This window comes from Myroides indicus (assembly GCF_004364575.1).
GTDB lineage: Bacteria > Bacteroidota > Bacteroidia > Flavobacteriales > Flavobacteriaceae > Flavobacterium > Flavobacterium indicum_A.
Map to the genome: position 1 here is coordinate 23753 of NZ_SOAG01000013.1, position 19027 is coordinate 42779.

Genomic DNA, 19027 nt, shown 5'->3' on the forward strand with positions numbered 1-19027 from the left:
TTTATTTATTTTTTCTCAATCCGAATGCCCAAATCAGAAATACCTTTTAAAGAAGAAACGCCCTCTACCTCACCTAACTCGCGAACTGCTTGCTCTACAGTAAACTTATAATCCCCTTGTTGAGAAAATATAAAGTTTTCTTTTAGCCACAATTTGCTTTCTTTTACATCAGAAAAGCCGTTTCCAAGCAATGTCCCGTCCGGATCAGCCATTTGGTATTGTAACGTATCGGTTAATACAGAAGAATCCGGCTGATAAATTTTAAAAATAACAAACATGTTGCTATACGGATAATTTTTATTTGCCCGAACATTTAAAAATATATTATGGTTGCTTACTGTATCAATAGTTTCAAAGACAAAGGCTTTAACATCTTCTTTTTTCCATTCTCCGTTAGTTGTTTCATATTTATCGTATACCGCATCAGAGCTTTTGCCGCAACTTAGAAACAGTAGAAAACAAGCTAAAATTCCTATATATTTTTTATTTGCTATCATTGTCTTTTTTAGGTTTGCTTTTTTCATTATTGGCATTCCTTGGCTTTTTTGTTTTGTAATTTCTATTATTACTTCTAACATTTTTAGTATTGCCTTCTTCTTTTTCAGCTTGCTCAGTTTTTACGGATTGTTCTTTACCGCTTCTTTCCTGGTTTTTTACCTGATTTTTCGGCTTGTTTTTTCGTTCTCTTCTCTTTTTATCTCTTTCCTGATCTTCCGTAAGCTTTTCTACTTTTTTTGGCTTTTCTGCTACCACATCATTTGCTCTTGGTCTAACCTCTTTTCCTTCGGTTACTTTTTTGCGAGCTGTTTTTTTTCTTCGCTTAGGCTGATCAAAACGGGTAACACTGTCTTGCTCCACTGCTGATTGAAAGTTATCTTTAGTATCTGCTTCAAGCATATAGCTTTCTAACTCTTGTCCTTGTTCATTTTTAGCGTTTAATATTAAAATTTCCTTTACTTGCTCCGTAGTCAATACGTACCAATTGGCAGAGTTATTTACATAAGCAAACCACATTTGTCCTTTAAAAATATCTATTTTCTGACAGATTGCCAATCCTTTCGTTGTCATTAGCTTGGTATCCGCATCAGGCATTTCTTTTAGAGCCTCGAGATAAGTATCAAGCTCAAAGTTTAGACAGCACTTTAACTTTCCGCATTGTCCTGCCAGTTTTTGCGGATTTAAAGATAATTGCTGGTAGCGGGCCGCAGATGTATTTACACTTCTAAAATCAGTTAACCAGGTAGAGCAGCACAGTTCTCGTCCACAGGAGCCGACTCCGCCCAAGCGCGCCGCTTCCTGACGGAAACCAACTTGTTTCATCTCAATTCTGATGCTGAATTCTTTTGCAAAATCTTTTATAAGCTGTCTAAAATCTACTCTTTCGCTAGCAGTATAATAAAAGGTAGCCTTAGATCCGTCCCCCTGAAACTCTACGTCTGAAATTTTCATCTCCAGATTTAACTCTATAGCTATCTCACGAGCGCGCATTCTCACAATTTCTTCCTTATTTCTGGCATTTTGCCATATATCAATATCTTTTTGCGAGGCTTTTCTGTAGATTTTAGGGAAGTCTCCTCCTGCGTTGACTTTCTTTTTTTTCATTTGAACTTTGACAAGTTCTCCTGTTAAAGAAATAATTCCCACATCGTGTCCCGGTGAAGCTTCTGTCGCTACGATATCTCCTATACAAAAAGATACTCCTTCCTGATGTTTGTAAAAATCTTTTCTCCCGTTTTTAAATCGAACTTCAACTATATTATAAACTGTGCTGCCACTAGGATAAACCATATTTGACAACCAGTCAAAAACTGCTAATTTATTACAGCCGTCTGTTCCGCACGTCCCATGATTTTGGCACCCTTTGGGCAGCCCATTACTATCTTTTCCTGTCGAACAATTTGTACAAGCCATTCTTTAGTATTTGTATATTGAATCCTTTACAAAAGGATATTTTAAACATTTTTTTCGGAGTAAAGATACAGTTTTTATGAGTTACTTCATTAATTTTTTATAGTGCACGTAATCTGCCAACCGCTTCATGTTAAAGAAAATCTATCGATAAAAAGGCTTATTTTCATGTTTTTATAAAAGAAAAATGCTATTCTCTTTAAAATTAAAAAACAAAAAAGCTTCTTCTTTAACGTTTTACTTATCTATTTAGTTTGCTTATTTTTGCCTTTTGACACACATATTTGATTATGCTACAACAACGAATAGGTATTTTGGGAGCTATTCCTCAGGAAATTAATGGGTTTCTTACTCTTTTACAAGAGGTAACCGAAACCTCAATAGGAGGCAGAATATACTATCAAGGCATGTTGGGTAATCAAAGTGTTGTCGTAGTTTATTCCAGAATAGGCAAAGTAGCCGCTGCCGCAACCGTAACTACCCTCCTCTTGGAATTTGGAGTCACTGAAATTATCTTTATTGGAGTTGCCGGAGCTATCCACCCTAATGTAAAAGTAGGAGATGTAGTTATTGCCAGTGAATTAATGCAATATGATATGGATGCTTCTCCTCTTAGACCTAAATACGAAATTCCTCTATTGGAAAAGTCTTATTTTGAAACAGATTCTATTCGAACTCAAAAAGCGATGGAAAAAGTTAATCAAGTTATTAATTCTACAAATATAACGACTCTTATTTCCCTTCAAGAATTACAAAAATTTGACATATCAGCTCCAACGGTACACTTAGGGACAATTGCCAGCGGAGATCAGTTTTTCTCTACCAACAAACAGAAAGAACAAATACAGCGAGCACTTCCACACGTTTTATGTGTTGAAATGGAAGGAGCAGCAATAGCTCAGGTATGCTACGAGTTTGATATTCCTTTTATCGTAATCCGTACCATTTCGGATAATGCCAATCAGGAAGCCACATTTAGTTTTCAAGCTTTCATTGAACAAATCTCTCTTGTATACGGAAAAGAAATAATTACAAGACTTCTCGGAAATAACACTCTATATTGAGGCAATATAAATGCAAATCAAAAATAATTTGACTAACTAAATTATCTATTAACTGTTCTCATTTTGCCTCTTTAATCAGGTAGATATAAACCGGAAAGTGATCACTATATCCCGGTTCATTATTGCTGTTTCTAAGCGGATATCCTTTATATTGTCCGGTAGGCTGAATCATAAATGATTTTTTATACACACTTCCTTTCCAATATCTCCACGAATCGTAATCTGTACGGAGGTAAGGCTCTGTCAAGATAATCTGATCAAACAGATCCCATGCGTCGCGGTATGCCAAGCTTCCCATACCTTCTTTAGACATCTTTTCCATCGGATTAAACAATCCTCCTTTTTTTAATTCTTTTTTATTACCCGCCGCCTGTAATACTTTTTTAATACTTTTATTATAAGGTCCGTCATTCATGTCTCCCATTGTGATTACCTTCGCATCTGGATTGATCATTTGCAGGGAATCTATTATCTTTTTATTCAATGCAGCGGCAGCCTCTCGAAACGGACTGCTTTTCTTTTCTCCTCCTGATCTTGAAGGCCAGTGATTTACAATAAAATGTACCTCTTCTCCTTCCAGCAATCCCGTTACTAAAAGTTGATCGCGTGTATAAACTCTGGTACCGTATTCTCCTGTACTCTTATTCTTTTTTTTCATGTCGTAGATATACAGCGGCAAAGAGGACGTATGAGTAGGTAAAAAATATTTTTTCTGATATAACAACCCCACATCTATCCCTCTTCGGTCAGGAGAATCATAATGTACAATGCCGTAATCTTCATTTATCAAGTATTCTGTCTCTATCAAATCTTCTAAAACCCCTCTGTTTTCCACCTCAGCCACTCCAATAATGACAGGCTTTTTAGAGTTTTCATCATTTCCTATTTGAGAAATGACATGAGCCAGATTATTAATTTTTTTATTGTATTTGTCGCTGGTCCAAGCTTGATCGCCTTTAGGCGTCCATTCTTCATCATATATTTTTGGATCGCGAATCGTATCAAACAAATTTTCACAGTTGTAAAACGCTATCGTTTGTATTTGAAATTTCTTTCCCTGTGCCTGAATTCCTATGTTTATTAAGAATAGAAATAATAGTGTATTGTAAATTTTTTTCAACATAATCATTAAGTTTTGATGAATTAACTACACATTTCGTACACAAAAATAGTTAATATTATTTTAATTATATACCTTTATACGTGAAATTAGTATTAAACTTTAATAACAATAGCACTTTAACCTTTTACTTATGAAGAAATTCTTACTTAGTTTATTTCTTGTCTTTCAAACCATGTTTGGGTTTGCGCAAGGAATTATCAAAGGAAAAGTTGTTGACTCAAAATCCTTAACACCAATTAACGCAGTTTTGGCAGGAATACAGGGGAAAAACACTTTTTCTTTAACGGACGACGAAGGAATCTTCATTCTGGAAGATATCAATACCGGAAATCAGGTTGTGATTATCTCTTATACAGGATATATTTCGCAACGTTTTCCCGTAGAAGTTTTAGAGAATCAAGCCATTGATCTCGGAACAATTCTTTTAGAAGAAGATTACGCTTCTCAGATGCAAGAAGGATTGATATCCTTAACCGAAAACGACTTAGGTGATGACAATGCCAACACCGAAACCTCATCAGGGTTATTACAAGCCACCAAAGATCCTTTTCAGCAAGCAGCTGCTTTTAACTGGGGGCAGGCTTTTTACAGAACAAGAGGTCTTGATAACGAATACGGCAGAACATTGATAAATGGGATTGTCATGAATAAGATTTATGACGGACGTCCGCAATGGGGCAATTGGGGCGGACTAAATGATGCTACAAGAAATCAAGAATTCCATTCCGGATCTACCCCATCCGATTATACTTTTGGAGGAATTCTCGGAACACAAGCCATTACAACCAGAGCTTCTCACATCAGAAAAGGCGCCAAGGCCGGCTTTTCTCTTTCTAACACCAATTATACCTGGCGACCGTATGCCATTTATTCTTCCGGACTTAATGAGAATGGATGGGCATATGCCCTATCGGCTTCTTACCGAGGCGCTAATGAAGGATACTGGGAGGGGACAAACTATGATGCGCTTTCATTTTTCGCTTCTATAGAAAAAAAATTTAATGACCATCACAGTTTAAACCTTACTGCTATTTACGCTAAAAATAAGAGAGCTAAAAATTCTCCGGTAACCGATGAACAAGTAGATTTAAAAGGGTTTAAATACAACTCATATTGGGGCTGGCAAAACGGGGATAAACGAAATTCTCGGTACAAAGATGTGGAAGAACCTATTTTTATGTTTACCCATTATTGGAAAATTGATGAAAACAATCACTTAACCACAACAGCATCTTATCAGTTCGGACATATAGCCAACAGCCGCCTGGGATATAATGCAGGATATAATCCTGACCCCGCCTACTATAGAAAGCTTCCAAGCTATGCATTAAACAAATATGTTTCAAAAACGGGTGAATGGACGCCGGACAAAGAGCTTGCCAAAGAAAAAGCAGCTGATTTTATAGAAGGCGGACAGGTAGATTGGGAAAATATTTATAATATAAATACAGGACGTGTAGACAAATTAAGCCAGGTGTATTTATACGAAGACAGATCAGAAGATAGAACGCTTTCGTTTAATTCAAATTTTAAATCAAACCTGAACAATAATATTACCTTTAGTGCCGGAATTAACTATGCTCATCTAAAGTCATCGAATTTTAAAAAGATGATAGACCTTTTAGGAGGCGAAAGATTTTTAGATCAAGACACTTTTCAGGAGGGATATAAAAAAGACAGTGATTTGAACAACCCTAACCGATTTGTAACAACAAGCGACAAATTTGGCTACAACTACGATGTATTGGCAAATGTAATAGATGTTTTCTCTCAATTTGAATTCAATTATACTCAATTTGATTTTTACGTTGCCCAAAATATAGGTTATACTTCTTATGAAAGAGACGGAATTTACAAAAGTCCGATTTATCCTGACAATTCTTACGGAAAAAGCGGTAAAAAAGATTTCAACAGCTTTGGATTTAAAGGAGGACTAACCTATCACATTACCGGTCGGCATGCGTTGGATTTAAATGTTGCCTATTACAATCAAGCTCCATCTATCCGAAATACTTTTTCAAATATTAGAATTAACAATGCCGTAACTAAAGATTTGAGCAATGAAGATATCTTTAGCATTGACGGAAGCTATATTGTGAGAACCCCAAAACTAAAAGCCCGGCTTACCGGATATTTATCAGAAATTAAAAACAACACTCAAATTAACTTTTATTATGCTGACGGAGTGGGTATAATAGATGAAAAAGGGGAGCTGCTTTCTGCTTCGGGAGGTGCATTTGTTTCCGAAATTCTGACCGGAATCAATAAGAGAAATTTAGGTTTGGAATTGGGAGCAGAATATCAAATTACTCAAACGATTAAAGCGACAGCTGCCGCAGGTTTTGGACAATCATTTTACACCAATAATCCAACCATCCAACTGAATTCAGATCAGGTAGCACAAACTTTTGATTACGGAAAAGCTTATCTCAAAAATTACAAAATAGCAAATGGTCCGCAAACGGCATTATCTTTCGGATTAGAATACAGAGATCCGAGTTTTTGGTGGCTCAGTGCCAATATAAACTATATGGATAACAACTACATCAATACTTCAGCGCTCAGACGAACCGATAACTTTGTTATGGATCCTAATTTTCCAGGGCAGCAATTACCTGACATTTCTCCTGAAAGAATGGAATCTATGTTAAAACAAGAAAAGCTAAACGACTTTACGTTAATAAATCTTACCGGAGGAAAATCATGGCGGCTACCAAACCGAAACATCGTCGGATTCTTTGCTTCTATAAATAATATTTTCAACAAACATTACAAAACCGGAGGATTTGAACAAACAAGAAATGCTAACTATAAACAAGAAATACTAAACACAAATAGTGGAATCAATACATTTGGAAACAAATATTGGTATGGTTACGGACGTAATTTCTTTGTAAATGTTTATTACAACTTCTAATTCTTTTTACTATGAAAACAATTTTTAAATCAATATTATATTTGTCATTCGCGGGACTGGTGCTCGGCGGATGTGCCAAAAACGACGATTTTTCCTATCCGGATGTATCGTGTAATGAACCTAATTTAACCGTTACAAAAAATATTTCTGACTTTTATTCTATCTCTTCTTCTGAAAATGCCCAGCAATATACGGGAGACGATGTTATCTCCGGAATTGTGGTTTCCAGTGATGAAGGGGGTAATTTTTTCAGAGAACTCTATATCGTTAATGAAGAAAACACTTTTGCCGCAAAAATAGGAGCAGATATCTCTAATTCATATGCAAAATACGGTGTAGGAAGAAAAATCTATATCAAGATGAAAAACTTATACACCAAAATAGACAATGGTGTTTTAAATATCGGGGGGTCTATCTACAATGAAAAATATACTGGTTACATAGAAGACCCTGCCTATAAATCGATTATTTTCCGCTCCTGTACAGAAATCCCTGCAGATAAGATTGAGAAAGATTACAACAATCATATTGCAATCAGTGATGTTTTATCGTCCGACACATATATCGGAAAATTGGTAACTTTTGATGAGGTTCAATTTGATAGCCGTGATGTAGGCGGTACTTTTTACGATAAAAACAATGTTGACGCCGGAGGCTACACCCTGAGAAAGCTGGTTGACAAAGAAGGAAAAAGTGTATACATTCGTACGGGACAGTATTCTAACGGATTAAAAGATCTCAAAGTCAGTGATAAAAGTGGCTCTGTAACAGGGATTATCACCAGGTTCGGAACATCAAACGTTGTTTATCAATTCTATCCAAGAACAGCACAAGACATCAATCTGACAAAAGATCGCTTTGGAGATGATCCGGTAGATCCGACCGATCCTGATGATCCGAGTATTACAGTAGAACCCGGACTGTTTTTAGCATTCCCTGGCGCTGATTTTGAAGATTGGAATGCTTTTACGGGAGCTTTAAACAATTTTGGACTTACATTTGTGACGCAATCCAACGGAAAAGGTTGGGAAAACTCAACCGGATTAGAATTTAAAGGTATACCGGATAAAACTGGTTATGCTTTTACAGTTTCAAATGTAAATGTTCCAACAGATGCAACAGAGATTTCCTTTTTAATGAAAGGAACCGCTGCTGACCGATCACTTTCAATAAATCTATATCGCGCTGACGGAGAATATGTCGGATATAATTTAAATAACATTTCTACAAGTAAAAAAATATCGAGAACCCCTCATACCAATAAAACTGACTTTGTTAATGATTACGCAGGAGTCATTGACACAAAGGATCAATGGGTTAAGATTATATTGAAAATAGAAGGTTTCGACTATAATAAATCAGGTCAGGGAGATTTTATTGCTTTTAAATTTGGCGGAAAAACAGCTTCTATTCAAAGTGAATATGATTTAGTCATAGATGAAATTCGTTTTGAAGACGGAACACCTGTAGATCCTACTGATCCTGTGGATCCGGACCCTGTAGACCCGGCTGATCCGGATCCTTCAGACTATTTAGCAGATTTCAATGACTGGAGTACCTTTATCGGAAATTTAAACAGCTTCGGGCTGCAGTCTTACGCAACACAAGCGGTGGGCGAGGGACGCAATGGAAAAGATGCTTTAAAAATTAGCGGTACACCAAACGGAAACGATTATGTATTCACTTTAGAAAATATGAATACTATACCTTCAGGAAAAACAAAATTGATTGTGTGGGTAAAAGGAACTTCCGGTAAATCGCTTTCTTTCAATGTTCATTCTGACGGCTCTACATATTCCCCATTTAATGCCGGAACTATAACAGGAGATACAACGTTATCCAAAGCAGGAAATAATCAATATACCGGAACAATAGATACGAATGGAGAATGGGTAAAACTGACGCTGGATTTAACCACAATGACCGATGTTTACAATACTTCAGGAAATGACAGAATATTTGCTCTTAAAGTAGGAAAAGACGAGCCGTACGACCTCCTAATAGACAGCATTTATTTTGAATAATAAGCTTTAAAGAAATAACTTAAAAAGCGGAAGATACTACAACTGTCTTCCGCTTTTTTAATATTGTAATAAACTTTTTACCTGATGGGGTTCTAATTTTTTGCGTCCATGTAAGAATGACAATTCCATTAAAAAGTTGACCTGTACTATTTCTCCTCCTAATTTTTCGATTAGCTTACACACGGCATGTGCTGTTCCTCCGGTTGCTAATACATCATCGTGAATTAATACTTTTTCTCCCTTTTGTATAGCGTCTGCATGGATTTCTAAGATATCCTTGCCGTACTCTAAATCATATTCTTGAGCAATAGTTTGATAAGGTAACTTTTTAGGTTTGCGAACAGGTACAAATCCTGCTTGTAAACGTGCTGCTAAAAGCGTTGCAAAAAAGAATCCTCTACTCTCCATGCCTACCACTTTATCTATTTTTGAATCACCTACCAATTTCAATAATTGATCTGTCGTTTCAACCATAGCCTGATGATTGTTCAACAGAGGCGTGATATCTTTAAAAATTACCCCAGGCTTCGGAAAATCTGGAATATCCCGGATATAATCTTCTATTTTCATAATTATAAAATTACTATTTATATTTTCAGCTCTTATTATTAATACCTTCAACAATGATTAATTACATTGCCTGCTCCACCACACCCATCACTTTGCTGCATATTAGCAGCGGATCAATTGTTCTCATTGCTTCTTCATAGCCTTCTACTTTTTTATTGCCGTAAACAGAAGTCGGTAAAAGCGGATATTTTGTTCTATCAGAAGTTATACAATAATCTATCGGCTGATGAAAAGGAGCAAAACCGGCATAAGGATGCGTTGCTCCCCAAAGCGTTATTACCTTTTTGCCATACATAGCTGCAATATGTGCATTACCTGAATCCATAGATAACATTACATCTAAATGCTGGATTAAATTGAGTTCCACTTCGAACTTAACTTTTCCGGCAATAACTATTACATTATCATTATCACGTTTCAATTGATTTAACAAGGCTATTTCCTTTTCTCCCCCACCAAATAAAAACAGAGTTGATTTTTCCTGCTCTGCCAGTGTATCTATAACTTTTTGCATCAAATCCAACGGATACACTTTGGTTGTGTATTGCGCAAATGGTGCAATTCCTATCCACACACTGTCTTTTTTCCCTGTATGTTGCTCTAATTCTGGTGCTAGTGCAGGAATAACCGGAAATACAGGATGTTTTAAATTTATGTCAAACCCTAATTTTCTGAGAGTTGTACAATGATTTTCAAACATGGTAGGTACTGGTTTAAAAATTTTATTTTTTAAACTTGTCAATGCTTTTTTATTTGCTCTTCCCTTGTCTAACGCAGCTACTTTTGTGCCGTCAAATTTAAACAGCATCCGAACTATCTGTGAACGCAAAACATTATGAAAATCAGCAAAATAATCAATTTTCGTTTTTTTTAAATCCCGATACAGCCGTATTAATCCGCGAAAGCCCTTGTGCCTCTTTTTCAAATCTACTGAAAAGAAATCTACACGATCGATTCCTTTAAAAAATGGTTTGAAAAAAGGACGGGAAACTACCGTTACGCGTACGTCTTTATGCTGATTAATCAATGCACGAATCACCGGAACTGTCATCGCGACATCGCCCATTGCAGACAACCTAAAAATTACAATGTGTTTTAATTCTGCCACTAAAATTTAGTTTTTGTTAATCAAAAAGACCTAAAACTTATACAACAGCAAAAGTAAATCTTTTTTAAAGAAAGAAAACAAAAGATAAGTTTATTAAAGCAGAAAGTATTTTATTAAGGTAAAAAATAATTACTCTCCGTCTTCTAAGTCTTTGTATTTTACAACTTTAAAATTCGGTTTTAAAATATTTAGTTCTGCATTTTCGCCTTTGTACTCAATGCCTTCTATTCCCATATAATCCATCAATATATTATATAGATTTGTAGTTGATATAGGTATCTCTGTTCTTCCCGATTTTTTAAATTCATCATTGACTCTATCGCTATGCCAAATGAAAAAAGGAACTTCTAATGCTTTTTTAGTTGGTGAATGCATAAGTTTATTTTCTTTATTTGTTAATCCGTGATCGGATACATATAACAAAATACTATTCGTTTTTTCTAATTTTTTTATGAGTTTGTCCAACACAAAATCAGTATAATAAATACTGTTAAAATACTCATTTGTATTTTGCGATTTCTCCTTGAAAATTTCAAAACTTTCTGGGTATCTCTTTGAAAAAATAGGATGACTCCCGTTTATGTGAATAAAAATGAGACGCTTTTGATTAGAGTCTTGTAATGCTTTACTGTATGCAGGAACAATTTCTTCGTCGAATTTAGATTTGTGAATCCATTTTTTATTTTTTGCTTTGTAACTAAGTACAGAGAATAAATTGACATAAACCCCCAAGTTTTCTTGAGTTGAAAGCCAATATGTTTCCCAAACCTTGGACTGATTTGCCAAGGATATAATATTGTCTAAATTGTTTTCAACCTTAAAATCTGAATTTGGCAATTGTCTTGACAACAATAAGCTTACTGCTGCATTTGTAAATGGACTGGCAGAGATTGCGTGGTCATAAACATACAAGTTATCTATTCTTTTTTCTATTAACGGAGTGGTTTTATAGCTGTTGCCGTATAAACTAAGCGCATCTTTACGAGCAGATTCTCCAATGACTACAACTATGTTTTCTAAATCGTTGGGTTTGGTTGTAAAATCGGGGTAGTTAAAATCTAGATTTTCTAAATATTGAACCTGATTTAAAAAACTTATAGCTTCTATAAACGGAGAAAAAGAATAAATAGGTGTGCACATTAAATAATCGGGAGTCTTTGTTTCGCTCATTGCTCCAAAATTAGTGCTTAAAAATGTAGTATGTAATCGATATGAAGGTAAAATCGTTAATAATACAGATATGATTAAAAGTAGGCGAACGTTTACGTTTTTTAAGGGTTGCCTTCTAACAATACAAAATAACAACCCAAAATATGCCGTTCCTAAAAGGAATATAAAATAATACTCTTTTAAAATTTCTAATGCTTCGCCACTATTTGTTGACAAAATGCTTAATGCCATACTAATATTGAATAAATCTCTATAATAAACAACATTGAACATTGCTATTCCATTGTTTACAACAAATAATAATAAGCCTGTAATGCTCAATATTCTTGAATATTTATTTTTATAAAGCAGATAAATCACAAGCATTAAGATGAGATTACTACAAAAAATAGTTGTTCTAAACTCATCAAGATAAATATAAAAAACAACATTGGGAATGAGCAATAAAAAAAACAATCCAAATATATTTTTGTCATACGATTTATATTCGTTGCTCACTTTATTGCTTGTATAATATTTTTTCATGTATTGATTTGAATTGTTAAGATCTTAATTATTAAAATATTATCTAAAAACAACAACAAATTTAACTAAAAAAATTTTAATAAAATCAAAAAAGGAAGTCTCATAATTAATGAGACTTCCTTTTTTGATTTTTTTGTTAACAGAAAACAATTAATTTTAATCTAGTCTGATAAAAATAACCTATTTAGACATTTGTTTTCGTATTTTTGAATTGTGTGATTGTTTTTTTATTTTTTATTTTGATACAATACAGGATTTAATTCTTCGTCATTATACATTTTCATTTGCTTATACACTTTCATGTATTTATCGCCATTGGCAATATCATTTAACAAATCGTCAATAGCGGTTGTCAGATCCTTTTTTTGCTCTAACAAAACATTGAGTTTTTCCTGACATTTTGCCCGGTGTTCTGCTGAAGCCTCTGCTCGATTTGCTTCTTCTTGCATGTGATAAATTTTTAGTGCTAAAATTGATAATCTATCGATTGCCCATGCCGGACTTTCTGAATTGATTTTTGCATTTTCTTTTACCTGTACCTCTTTATATTTTTGCAGAAAATAACTGTCAATATATTCCACCATATCTGTGCGTTCCTGATTAGAAGCATCAATTCTTCGTTTCAGTTTTAAAGCTTCTACCGGATCAATCTGCGGATCGCGGATAATGTCTTCAAAATGCCATTGCACCGTATCAATCCAATTTTTAAGGTATAAAAGGTGCTCTATTTTATCCTTTGTATAGGGATTATCTATAGGTTGATCAACATTGTCATATTTATGATAGTCGCGGATACTTTCTTCAAATATCGGAAAAGCTAATTCTGAAAACATATTAATAATTTTATTTACAAATATAGTTTTTATACTTTTATAGAACTAATTAAACGGTTATGAAAATTCATTATATCTCGGAAAAAAACAGTATTTTAAATCATTTTTTGGCTCAATTGCGCGATGTTAATATACAAAAAGACAGTATGCGATTCAGAAAAAACATTGAACGAATAGGCGAAATTATGGCTTATGAGCTAAGCAAAATCCTTCCTTACAAAGATATTTCTGTTCAGACTCCGTTAGGCATTAAACAAACTACCTGCCTAAAAGACAATGTTGTACTCTGCTCTATTCTGCGAGCGGGACTGGCATTGCACACCGGGTTTATGAATTTTTTTGACGATGCTGAAAATGGTTTCGTATCGGCGTACAGAAAACATGCCAAACCGGGAGAGATTGGTGAAATACTAGTGGAATATCAAGCTGCTCCTTCTTTTCAGGATAAGACTTTGATCTTGATAGACCCGATGCTTGCTACCGGACAATCCTTATTTGCCGTAATCAACAAACTCATTGCAGAAGACACTCCTAAAGAAATGCACATAGCAGTAGTAATTGCTGCTCCAGAAGGTATTGCTTTTTTAGAACAAAATCTGCCAGACTACATTCATCTTTGGGTAGCAACACTGGATGACAGCCTGAATGAAGATAATTATATTGTTCCGGGCTTAGGTGATGCCGGAGATTTGGCTTATGGGCAAAAACTATAATATAAGCTGAGCAATACAGAAAAAAACACCAATAAAAAAGATGGTATATATATTCGCTTCTTTCCGCCAGTGCTGAGGAATACGCTCAATATAATTAGCTCCTAAAACCGCTAACGGAAAGAAAGTAAACATCAGTACTCCGTTATTTTTATCAGAAGATATTATATAAATTGCCACTCCAATAACAAAAGAAAGAATCATCTTTTTATGCATATTCTGCATATTGTAAGATTTTGACTTAATGGAAAAAAGCTGTGTTATAAAATACAGCAATGCAATAGAAGTAAAAACTGCCAATGCAATATTTTGATAGATATTTTCAAAATATAAAAAGTCAAAACTAATCCTGCTCTTAGTCAAAAACCACTCTATATAGTTTTCATCACTAAAACCAAGATATAGTGCTAAAAATATCGTTACACAAAATAGTGCTAAAAAAGGAATAACCCAATTTTTATAATCTTTGATTCCATAGTACGCAATAGCAAATAAAACTAAGATAATAAAAAGGATACTCCAGAAGTAAAATAAACTTGCTACAAAAATCCAGAATGAGGCATCAAATATTTTTTCTTTTGACTGTTTTAAAGAGTGGAGCGAAAATATTCTTCTGAGTGCCAGCATCACAAAATAATTAGAAATGATGACTTTGGTATGGACTAAAACGGAAGGAAAAAGAAGTAAAAAAGAAACAAACAGCAAAGGAGCGTAGGCATTGTCATTTACCAACCTGTTTCGCGAAACAATCCACTGAGATAGATACATCGTTAAAAGAAGTAAAATCAGCAAAACAGATTTTTTAGCTATTTCATAACCTGTCCAGTTTATATTCTGGTTTATTCCTATATATAAGCTATACGATACAACAACTAAAATTGTCAGTATAATGTAATTAATAGGTTTTGTTTTACTAAAAATACTTGCTAACATGTATATATTTTATATTTTTGTAATCAATATATCGCCCTGCTCTTGTTTAGTAATAGCGAATATTTAGAGTTAAAAACTTTTTGTAATTAAAAAATAGAACAAAATGACCTCATTTTTCAACGGATTAGGATTTCTTTTTGAAAAAGTTCTATTTTGGCCAATGGACTTGTTAGCCAAAACAGAACTTAGTAACTGGTGGGTTGCCAATATTGTTACCTGGATTTTCATCCTTATTACTTTTTATTTCTTTATCTATTGGTTGAAACAACTAAATATATTTAGACAAAACAAAGAGGACGAACAAGATACAACCGCTCATTCATTTTTGAAATAGCAAGATCTTTTTAAAGATCAAATCCAATATCTTTTCTGTAAAAAATCTTATCAAAGCTTATTTTATCTATGTTTTGATAAGATTTTTTTAATGCTTCTTCAAAAGTTTTTCCATACGAAGTAACCGCTAAAACTCTTCCTCCGCTAGTAACTATTTCTCCTCCTTTTTCGGTTGTTCCTGCATGAAAAACAATGGAATCGCTATTTATTTCTTTTAGCCCATTGATTACTTTTCCCTTTTCATATGCTTCCGGATAACCTCCTGAAACCAGCATTACCGTTGTTGCACTGTGTTCATCGATTTCAAGGTCTTTTTCTCCTAATGTTTCATTTGCCAACGCTTGAAATATCTCTACTAAATCTGATTTTATTCTAGGCATGACTACCTCCGTCTCGGGATCTCCCATACGAACGTTGTACTCTATCACATACGGATCTTCACCTACTTTTATCAAACCAATAAAAACGAACCCTTTATAATCCAACTGATCTTTTTTAATTCCTTCAACAGTAGGAATTACAATGCGCTCTTCTACTTTTTTCATAAAGTCGTCCGTAGCAAAAGGAACCGGCGATACCGCTCCCATTCCTCCTGTGTTCAAACCTTTATCCCCTTCTCCAATGCGCTTGTAATCTTTGGCCGTTGGCAAAATTTTATACGACTTACCATCTGTCAGCACAAAACAGCTCAACTCAATTCCCGACAAAAACTCTTCAATAACTACTTTGGAACTGGCATCTCCAAACTTGGCATCAACAAGCATATTTTCAAGTTCGGCTTCAGCTTCTTTTATATCTTCTAAAATCACAACTCCTTTTCCGGCAGCCAACCCATCTGCTTTTAGTACATAAGGCGCAGTGAGTGTTTTTAAAAAGATCTTTCCTTCTTCAATGGTATCTTTAGTAAAACTTTGATAAGCTGCTGTGGGGATATTGTGTTTAAACAAAAATTCTTTTGCAAAATCTTTGCTTCCCTCTAACTGCGCTCCTTTCATAGAGGGTCCTATAACAGGAATATGGCTGATTTGATTGTCTGATTTAAAAAAATCGACAATCCCTCTTACCAAGGGGTCTTCCGGTCCAACCACAACCATATTTATACTGTGTGCTAATACTGCTTCTTTTACTTCTTTAAAATCATTCGGATTTACCTGAATGTTGGTTGCAATCTGAGCTGTACCGGCATTTCCCGGCGCTACAAATAGTTTGTGGCAAAGATTACTCTGAAGCATTTTCCAAGCCAATGCATGCTCTCGTCCTCCGGATCCTAATAATAATATTTTCATCAAATTGTGTCGTTTGTTATTAGAGTTCAAAAATAACTATAAATAGAAGAATAGTGAAAAAACAACAATCAATAAAACCGATTAGTTATCCACTTTTGTTAATATGCCTTATCTTCTCCTTTAAAGATATTGTAAATCGTTAGGTAAATAATCTTTAAGTCTAAAAAAATGGACCAGTTTTCCAGATAAAACAAATCGTATTTAAACCGGTTAACAATATCTCTATTACTTTCTATTTCGCCTCTGTATCCGTGTGTTTGCGCCATTCCTGTTATTCCCGGCTTAACCAAGTGTCTCAGCATAAATCTATTTACTCGTTTGGCGTACATTTTTGTATGGACAACCATGTGAGGTCTAGGTCCTACGATAGACATATCACCCAATAATACATTAAAAAACTGCGGAAATTCATCTATACTCGTCTTTCTTATAAAAGCTCCAATCTTAGTAATTCTATCATCATTTTTGGTGGCTTGAACTTTATCGCTTTCTTCATTGAGTCTCATTGAACGAAACTTGTAACAATAGAATTCTTTGTCATTTAATCCTGTTCGTTTTTGTTTAAAAAGAATTGGTCCCTTGGATTCTGTTTTAATTAAAATAGCTATTAAAGGCATTAGCCACGACAAAACAAAGACAATTGTAAACAGCGAAAAAATAATATCAAACAACCTTTTAACAAATCGGTTATAAATTTTATCAAGCGCAATTACTCTTCTTGGAACAATGGGGATAAAATCATAATAATCTACTTTGAGATTGTGCGTTAATACTTGCTTTTGATTAGGCACATATTTCAGGGTTTTTAAATTGTTATCTGCAAATTCTAATAAATCATGATAATCTGAATCTTTTACTAATGAAAACTGGATGTAAATTTCATCTATCTTGTTATTGAGGATACATTCTTTTATTTCATCCAAACAACTGTCTTCTTTTATTCCTTCAAAAGAGTTTGATATCCTGTATCCTAAATCAGTACGGGTAATGAATAAATCTTTAAGCATTTCTATCTCTTTTCCCGCTCCTATAACAACTACATTTCTAAAGTTTCCGCCTAAAACTCTTCGAATATATTTTAAGGTGAAAAATATACCAAACTTGACAAGAGTAATTAAGACAAATGTAGAAACCCCATACATAAAAAGTTCTTTTTGTTCTGTAAAACGAGTAAAGAAACCGTTGAATGAAGTAACCACTATAAACTGAAGCACAAACTGCTTAAAGAGTTTTTCAACAATACGGACAATCCTTGTATGCCGATAAACATCATAAAAATCGGTAAGCCAAGAGAGCATTATCCAAGAGAGAGATAATAAAAAGCAAAAAGAAAACTCTCTCTCTATAAATGGAAAGTATACAAACGCCATTGTATTAACAATGACTAGATCAATAATCATTGTCAGCGGCCGGATAAATTTTGAAAACCTACCGTTACTTGCTCTCACTAATATATGTATTTTGAAAAATCTTTATGTTCTTCTTTAATCAAATCACTATTGGAAAAATCTTTGAAATATTTATAAGTTTTCATCAATCCTTCATTTCTGTTGATTTTAGGAGTCCAATCTAATATATTTTTAGCCCTATCTATATTAGGACAACGCTGAAGCGGGTCATTTATTGGTAAATCATTAAAAATTATTCTTTGCTTGCTCTGAGTCATTTCTAAAATTTCTTTTGCAAAATCCAAAATAGAGATTTCTTCCGGGTTGCCTATATTCACAGGCAAACTATAATCTGAAAACAACAGTCTGAATATTCCTTCTATCTGATCATCGATATAACAAAACGAACGGGTTTGCGAGCCATCACCGAAAACTGTCAAATCTTCCCCTCTCAAAACCTGTCCGATAAATGCAGGGATTACTCTTCCATCATTGAGCCTCATTCGAGGTCCATAAGTATTAAAAATACGAACAATGCGTGTTTCCAGTCCATGAAACGTGTGGTATGCCATAGTGAGAGATTCCTGAAAACGCTTTGCTTCGTCATATACTCCTCTTGGACCTATTGCATTTACATTTCCATAATACTCTTCGGTTTGCGGATGTATTAGCGGATCTCCATATACTTCTGAAGTTGATGCAATTAGAATTCTAGCTTTTTTAACTCTGGCTAGCCCTAGTAAATTATGAGTACCCAACGAACCCACTTTTAACGTCTGAATCGGGATCTTTAAATAATCTATCGGACTAGCAGGTGATGCAAAATGAAGAATATAATCTAACTTTCCGGGAACATGTACAAACTTTGTTACATCGTGATGATAAAATTCGAAATTTTCCAATCCGAAAAGGTGCTGGATATTTTTTAAGTCTCCAGTAATAAGATTGTCCATGCCAATAACATGAAACCCTTCTGCAATAAATCTATCGCAAAGGTGTGACCCTAAAAAACCTGCTGCTCCCGTGATAAGTATGCGTTTCATAGAAATGCAAAGTTAACTTGTTTTATTCTTAAAACAATATTTTAAATATAATGTTTTTATATTGTGTATTGTATATCTACATTTGTAACATA

Annotated in this window: 16 protein-coding genes; 5 read left to right on the forward strand and 11 right to left on the reverse strand. The window is 34.4% G+C overall.

Translation table 11 applies throughout. The features are described from left to right. Positions 1-5: 5 nt before the first annotated feature. Both C8P70_RS06675 and C8P70_RS06680 read right to left on the reverse strand, forming a co-directional pair. A complete protein-coding gene (locus C8P70_RS06675; RefSeq protein WP_133712566.1) occupies positions 6-497 on the reverse strand; it encodes a gliding motility lipoprotein GldH in 492 nt (163 codons plus the stop codon). After that, positions 484-1911: a PSP1 domain-containing protein gene (locus tag C8P70_RS06680; protein ID WP_133712567.1), complete on the reverse strand. Its 1428-nt coding sequence runs from the start codon at positions 1909-1911 to the stop codon at positions 484-486. Before C8P70_RS06680 ends, C8P70_RS06675 begins: the two co-directional genes overlap by 14 nt. Before the next feature lie 287 nt (positions 1912-2198). Between C8P70_RS06680 and C8P70_RS06685 the strand changes: the two genes are divergently transcribed. After that, a complete protein-coding gene (locus tag C8P70_RS06685) occupies positions 2199-2972 on the forward strand; it encodes a 5'-methylthioadenosine/adenosylhomocysteine nucleosidase (protein WP_133712568.1) in 774 nt (257 codons plus the stop codon). A gap of 58 nt (positions 2973-3030) precedes the next feature. Here C8P70_RS06685 and C8P70_RS06690 read toward each other — a convergent pair whose 3' ends face one another. Beyond that, on the reverse strand, positions 3031-4095 hold the full coding sequence (locus tag C8P70_RS06690; protein ID WP_133712569.1) for an endonuclease/exonuclease/phosphatase family protein: 1065 nt from the start codon (positions 4093-4095) through the stop codon (positions 3031-3033). A gap of 130 nt (positions 4096-4225) precedes the next feature. On the opposite strand from C8P70_RS06690, the gene C8P70_RS06695 reads away from it, so the two are divergent. Beyond that, entirely contained in the window at positions 4226-7012 is a 2787-nt protein-coding gene (locus tag C8P70_RS06695; protein WP_133712570.1) for a carboxypeptidase-like regulatory domain-containing protein, read from the forward strand. 11 nt (positions 7013-7023) lie between these two features. Next, positions 7024-9036, forward strand: coding sequence for a DUF5689 domain-containing protein (locus C8P70_RS06700; RefSeq protein ID WP_133712571.1), 2013 nt, complete (start codon positions 7024-7026; stop codon positions 9034-9036). A 57-nt stretch (positions 9037-9093) separates the two neighbouring features. Here C8P70_RS06700 and C8P70_RS06705 read toward each other — a convergent pair whose 3' ends face one another. The 4 genes from C8P70_RS06705 to C8P70_RS06720 form a co-directional block, all read right to left on the reverse strand. Beyond that, positions 9094-9606 (reverse strand): adenine phosphoribosyltransferase, encoded by a 513-nt coding sequence (locus tag C8P70_RS06705; protein WP_133712572.1) that lies wholly within the window; start codon positions 9604-9606, stop codon positions 9094-9096. Between the two features lie 61 nt (positions 9607-9667). Further along, on the reverse strand, positions 9668-10714 hold the full coding sequence (locus C8P70_RS06710; RefSeq protein WP_133712573.1) for a glycosyltransferase family 9 protein: 1047 nt from the start codon (positions 10712-10714) through the stop codon (positions 9668-9670). Between the two features lie 129 nt (positions 10715-10843). Next, positions 10844-12409, reverse strand: coding sequence for a phosphoethanolamine transferase (locus C8P70_RS06715; RefSeq protein ID WP_133712574.1), 1566 nt, complete (start codon positions 12407-12409; stop codon positions 10844-10846). 227 nt (positions 12410-12636) lie between these two features. Next, positions 12637-13242: a DUF4254 domain-containing protein gene (locus C8P70_RS06720; RefSeq protein ID WP_133712575.1), complete on the reverse strand. Its 606-nt coding sequence runs from the start codon at positions 13240-13242 to the stop codon at positions 12637-12639. Positions 13243-13301: 59 nt separating this feature from the next. On the opposite strand from C8P70_RS06720, the gene upp reads away from it, so the two are divergent. After that, positions 13302-13955 carry a uracil phosphoribosyltransferase gene (gene upp / locus C8P70_RS06725; RefSeq protein WP_133712576.1) on the forward strand — a complete coding sequence of 218 codons (654 nt, stop codon included), beginning with the start codon at positions 13302-13304 and terminating at the stop codon, positions 13953-13955. Here upp and C8P70_RS06730 read toward each other — a convergent pair. Continuing rightward, positions 13950-14885, reverse strand: coding sequence for a DUF6427 family protein (locus C8P70_RS06730; RefSeq protein ID WP_133712577.1), 936 nt, complete (start codon positions 14883-14885; stop codon positions 13950-13952). The genes upp and C8P70_RS06730 overlap by 6 nt on opposite strands. Before the next feature lie 103 nt (positions 14886-14988). On the opposite strand from C8P70_RS06730, the gene C8P70_RS06735 reads away from it, so the two are divergent. Next, complete coding sequence (locus C8P70_RS06735) at positions 14989-15219, forward strand: DUF6341 family protein (protein ID WP_133712578.1); 231 nt, start codon at positions 14989-14991, stop codon at positions 15217-15219. Between the two features lie 10 nt (positions 15220-15229). On the opposite strand, the gene purD is transcribed toward C8P70_RS06735, so the two are convergent. From purD to C8P70_RS06750, 3 genes are all read right to left on the reverse strand, one after another. Then, on the reverse strand, positions 15230-16504 hold the full coding sequence (purD, locus tag C8P70_RS06740) for a phosphoribosylamine--glycine ligase (RefSeq protein WP_133712579.1): 1275 nt from the start codon (positions 16502-16504) through the stop codon (positions 15230-15232). A gap of 98 nt (positions 16505-16602) precedes the next feature. Continuing rightward, positions 16603-17952, reverse strand: a complete 1350-nt coding sequence (locus C8P70_RS06745) for an exopolysaccharide biosynthesis polyprenyl glycosylphosphotransferase (RefSeq protein WP_133712580.1) — start codon at positions 17950-17952, stop codon at positions 16603-16605. Further along, positions 17952-18935 carry a UDP-glucuronic acid decarboxylase family protein gene (locus tag C8P70_RS06750; RefSeq protein ID WP_133712581.1) on the reverse strand — a complete coding sequence of 328 codons (984 nt, stop codon included), beginning with the start codon at positions 18933-18935 and terminating at the stop codon, positions 17952-17954. The genes C8P70_RS06745 and C8P70_RS06750 overlap by 1 nt, the downstream gene beginning before the upstream one ends. Between the last annotated feature and the right edge of the window lie 92 nt (positions 18936-19027).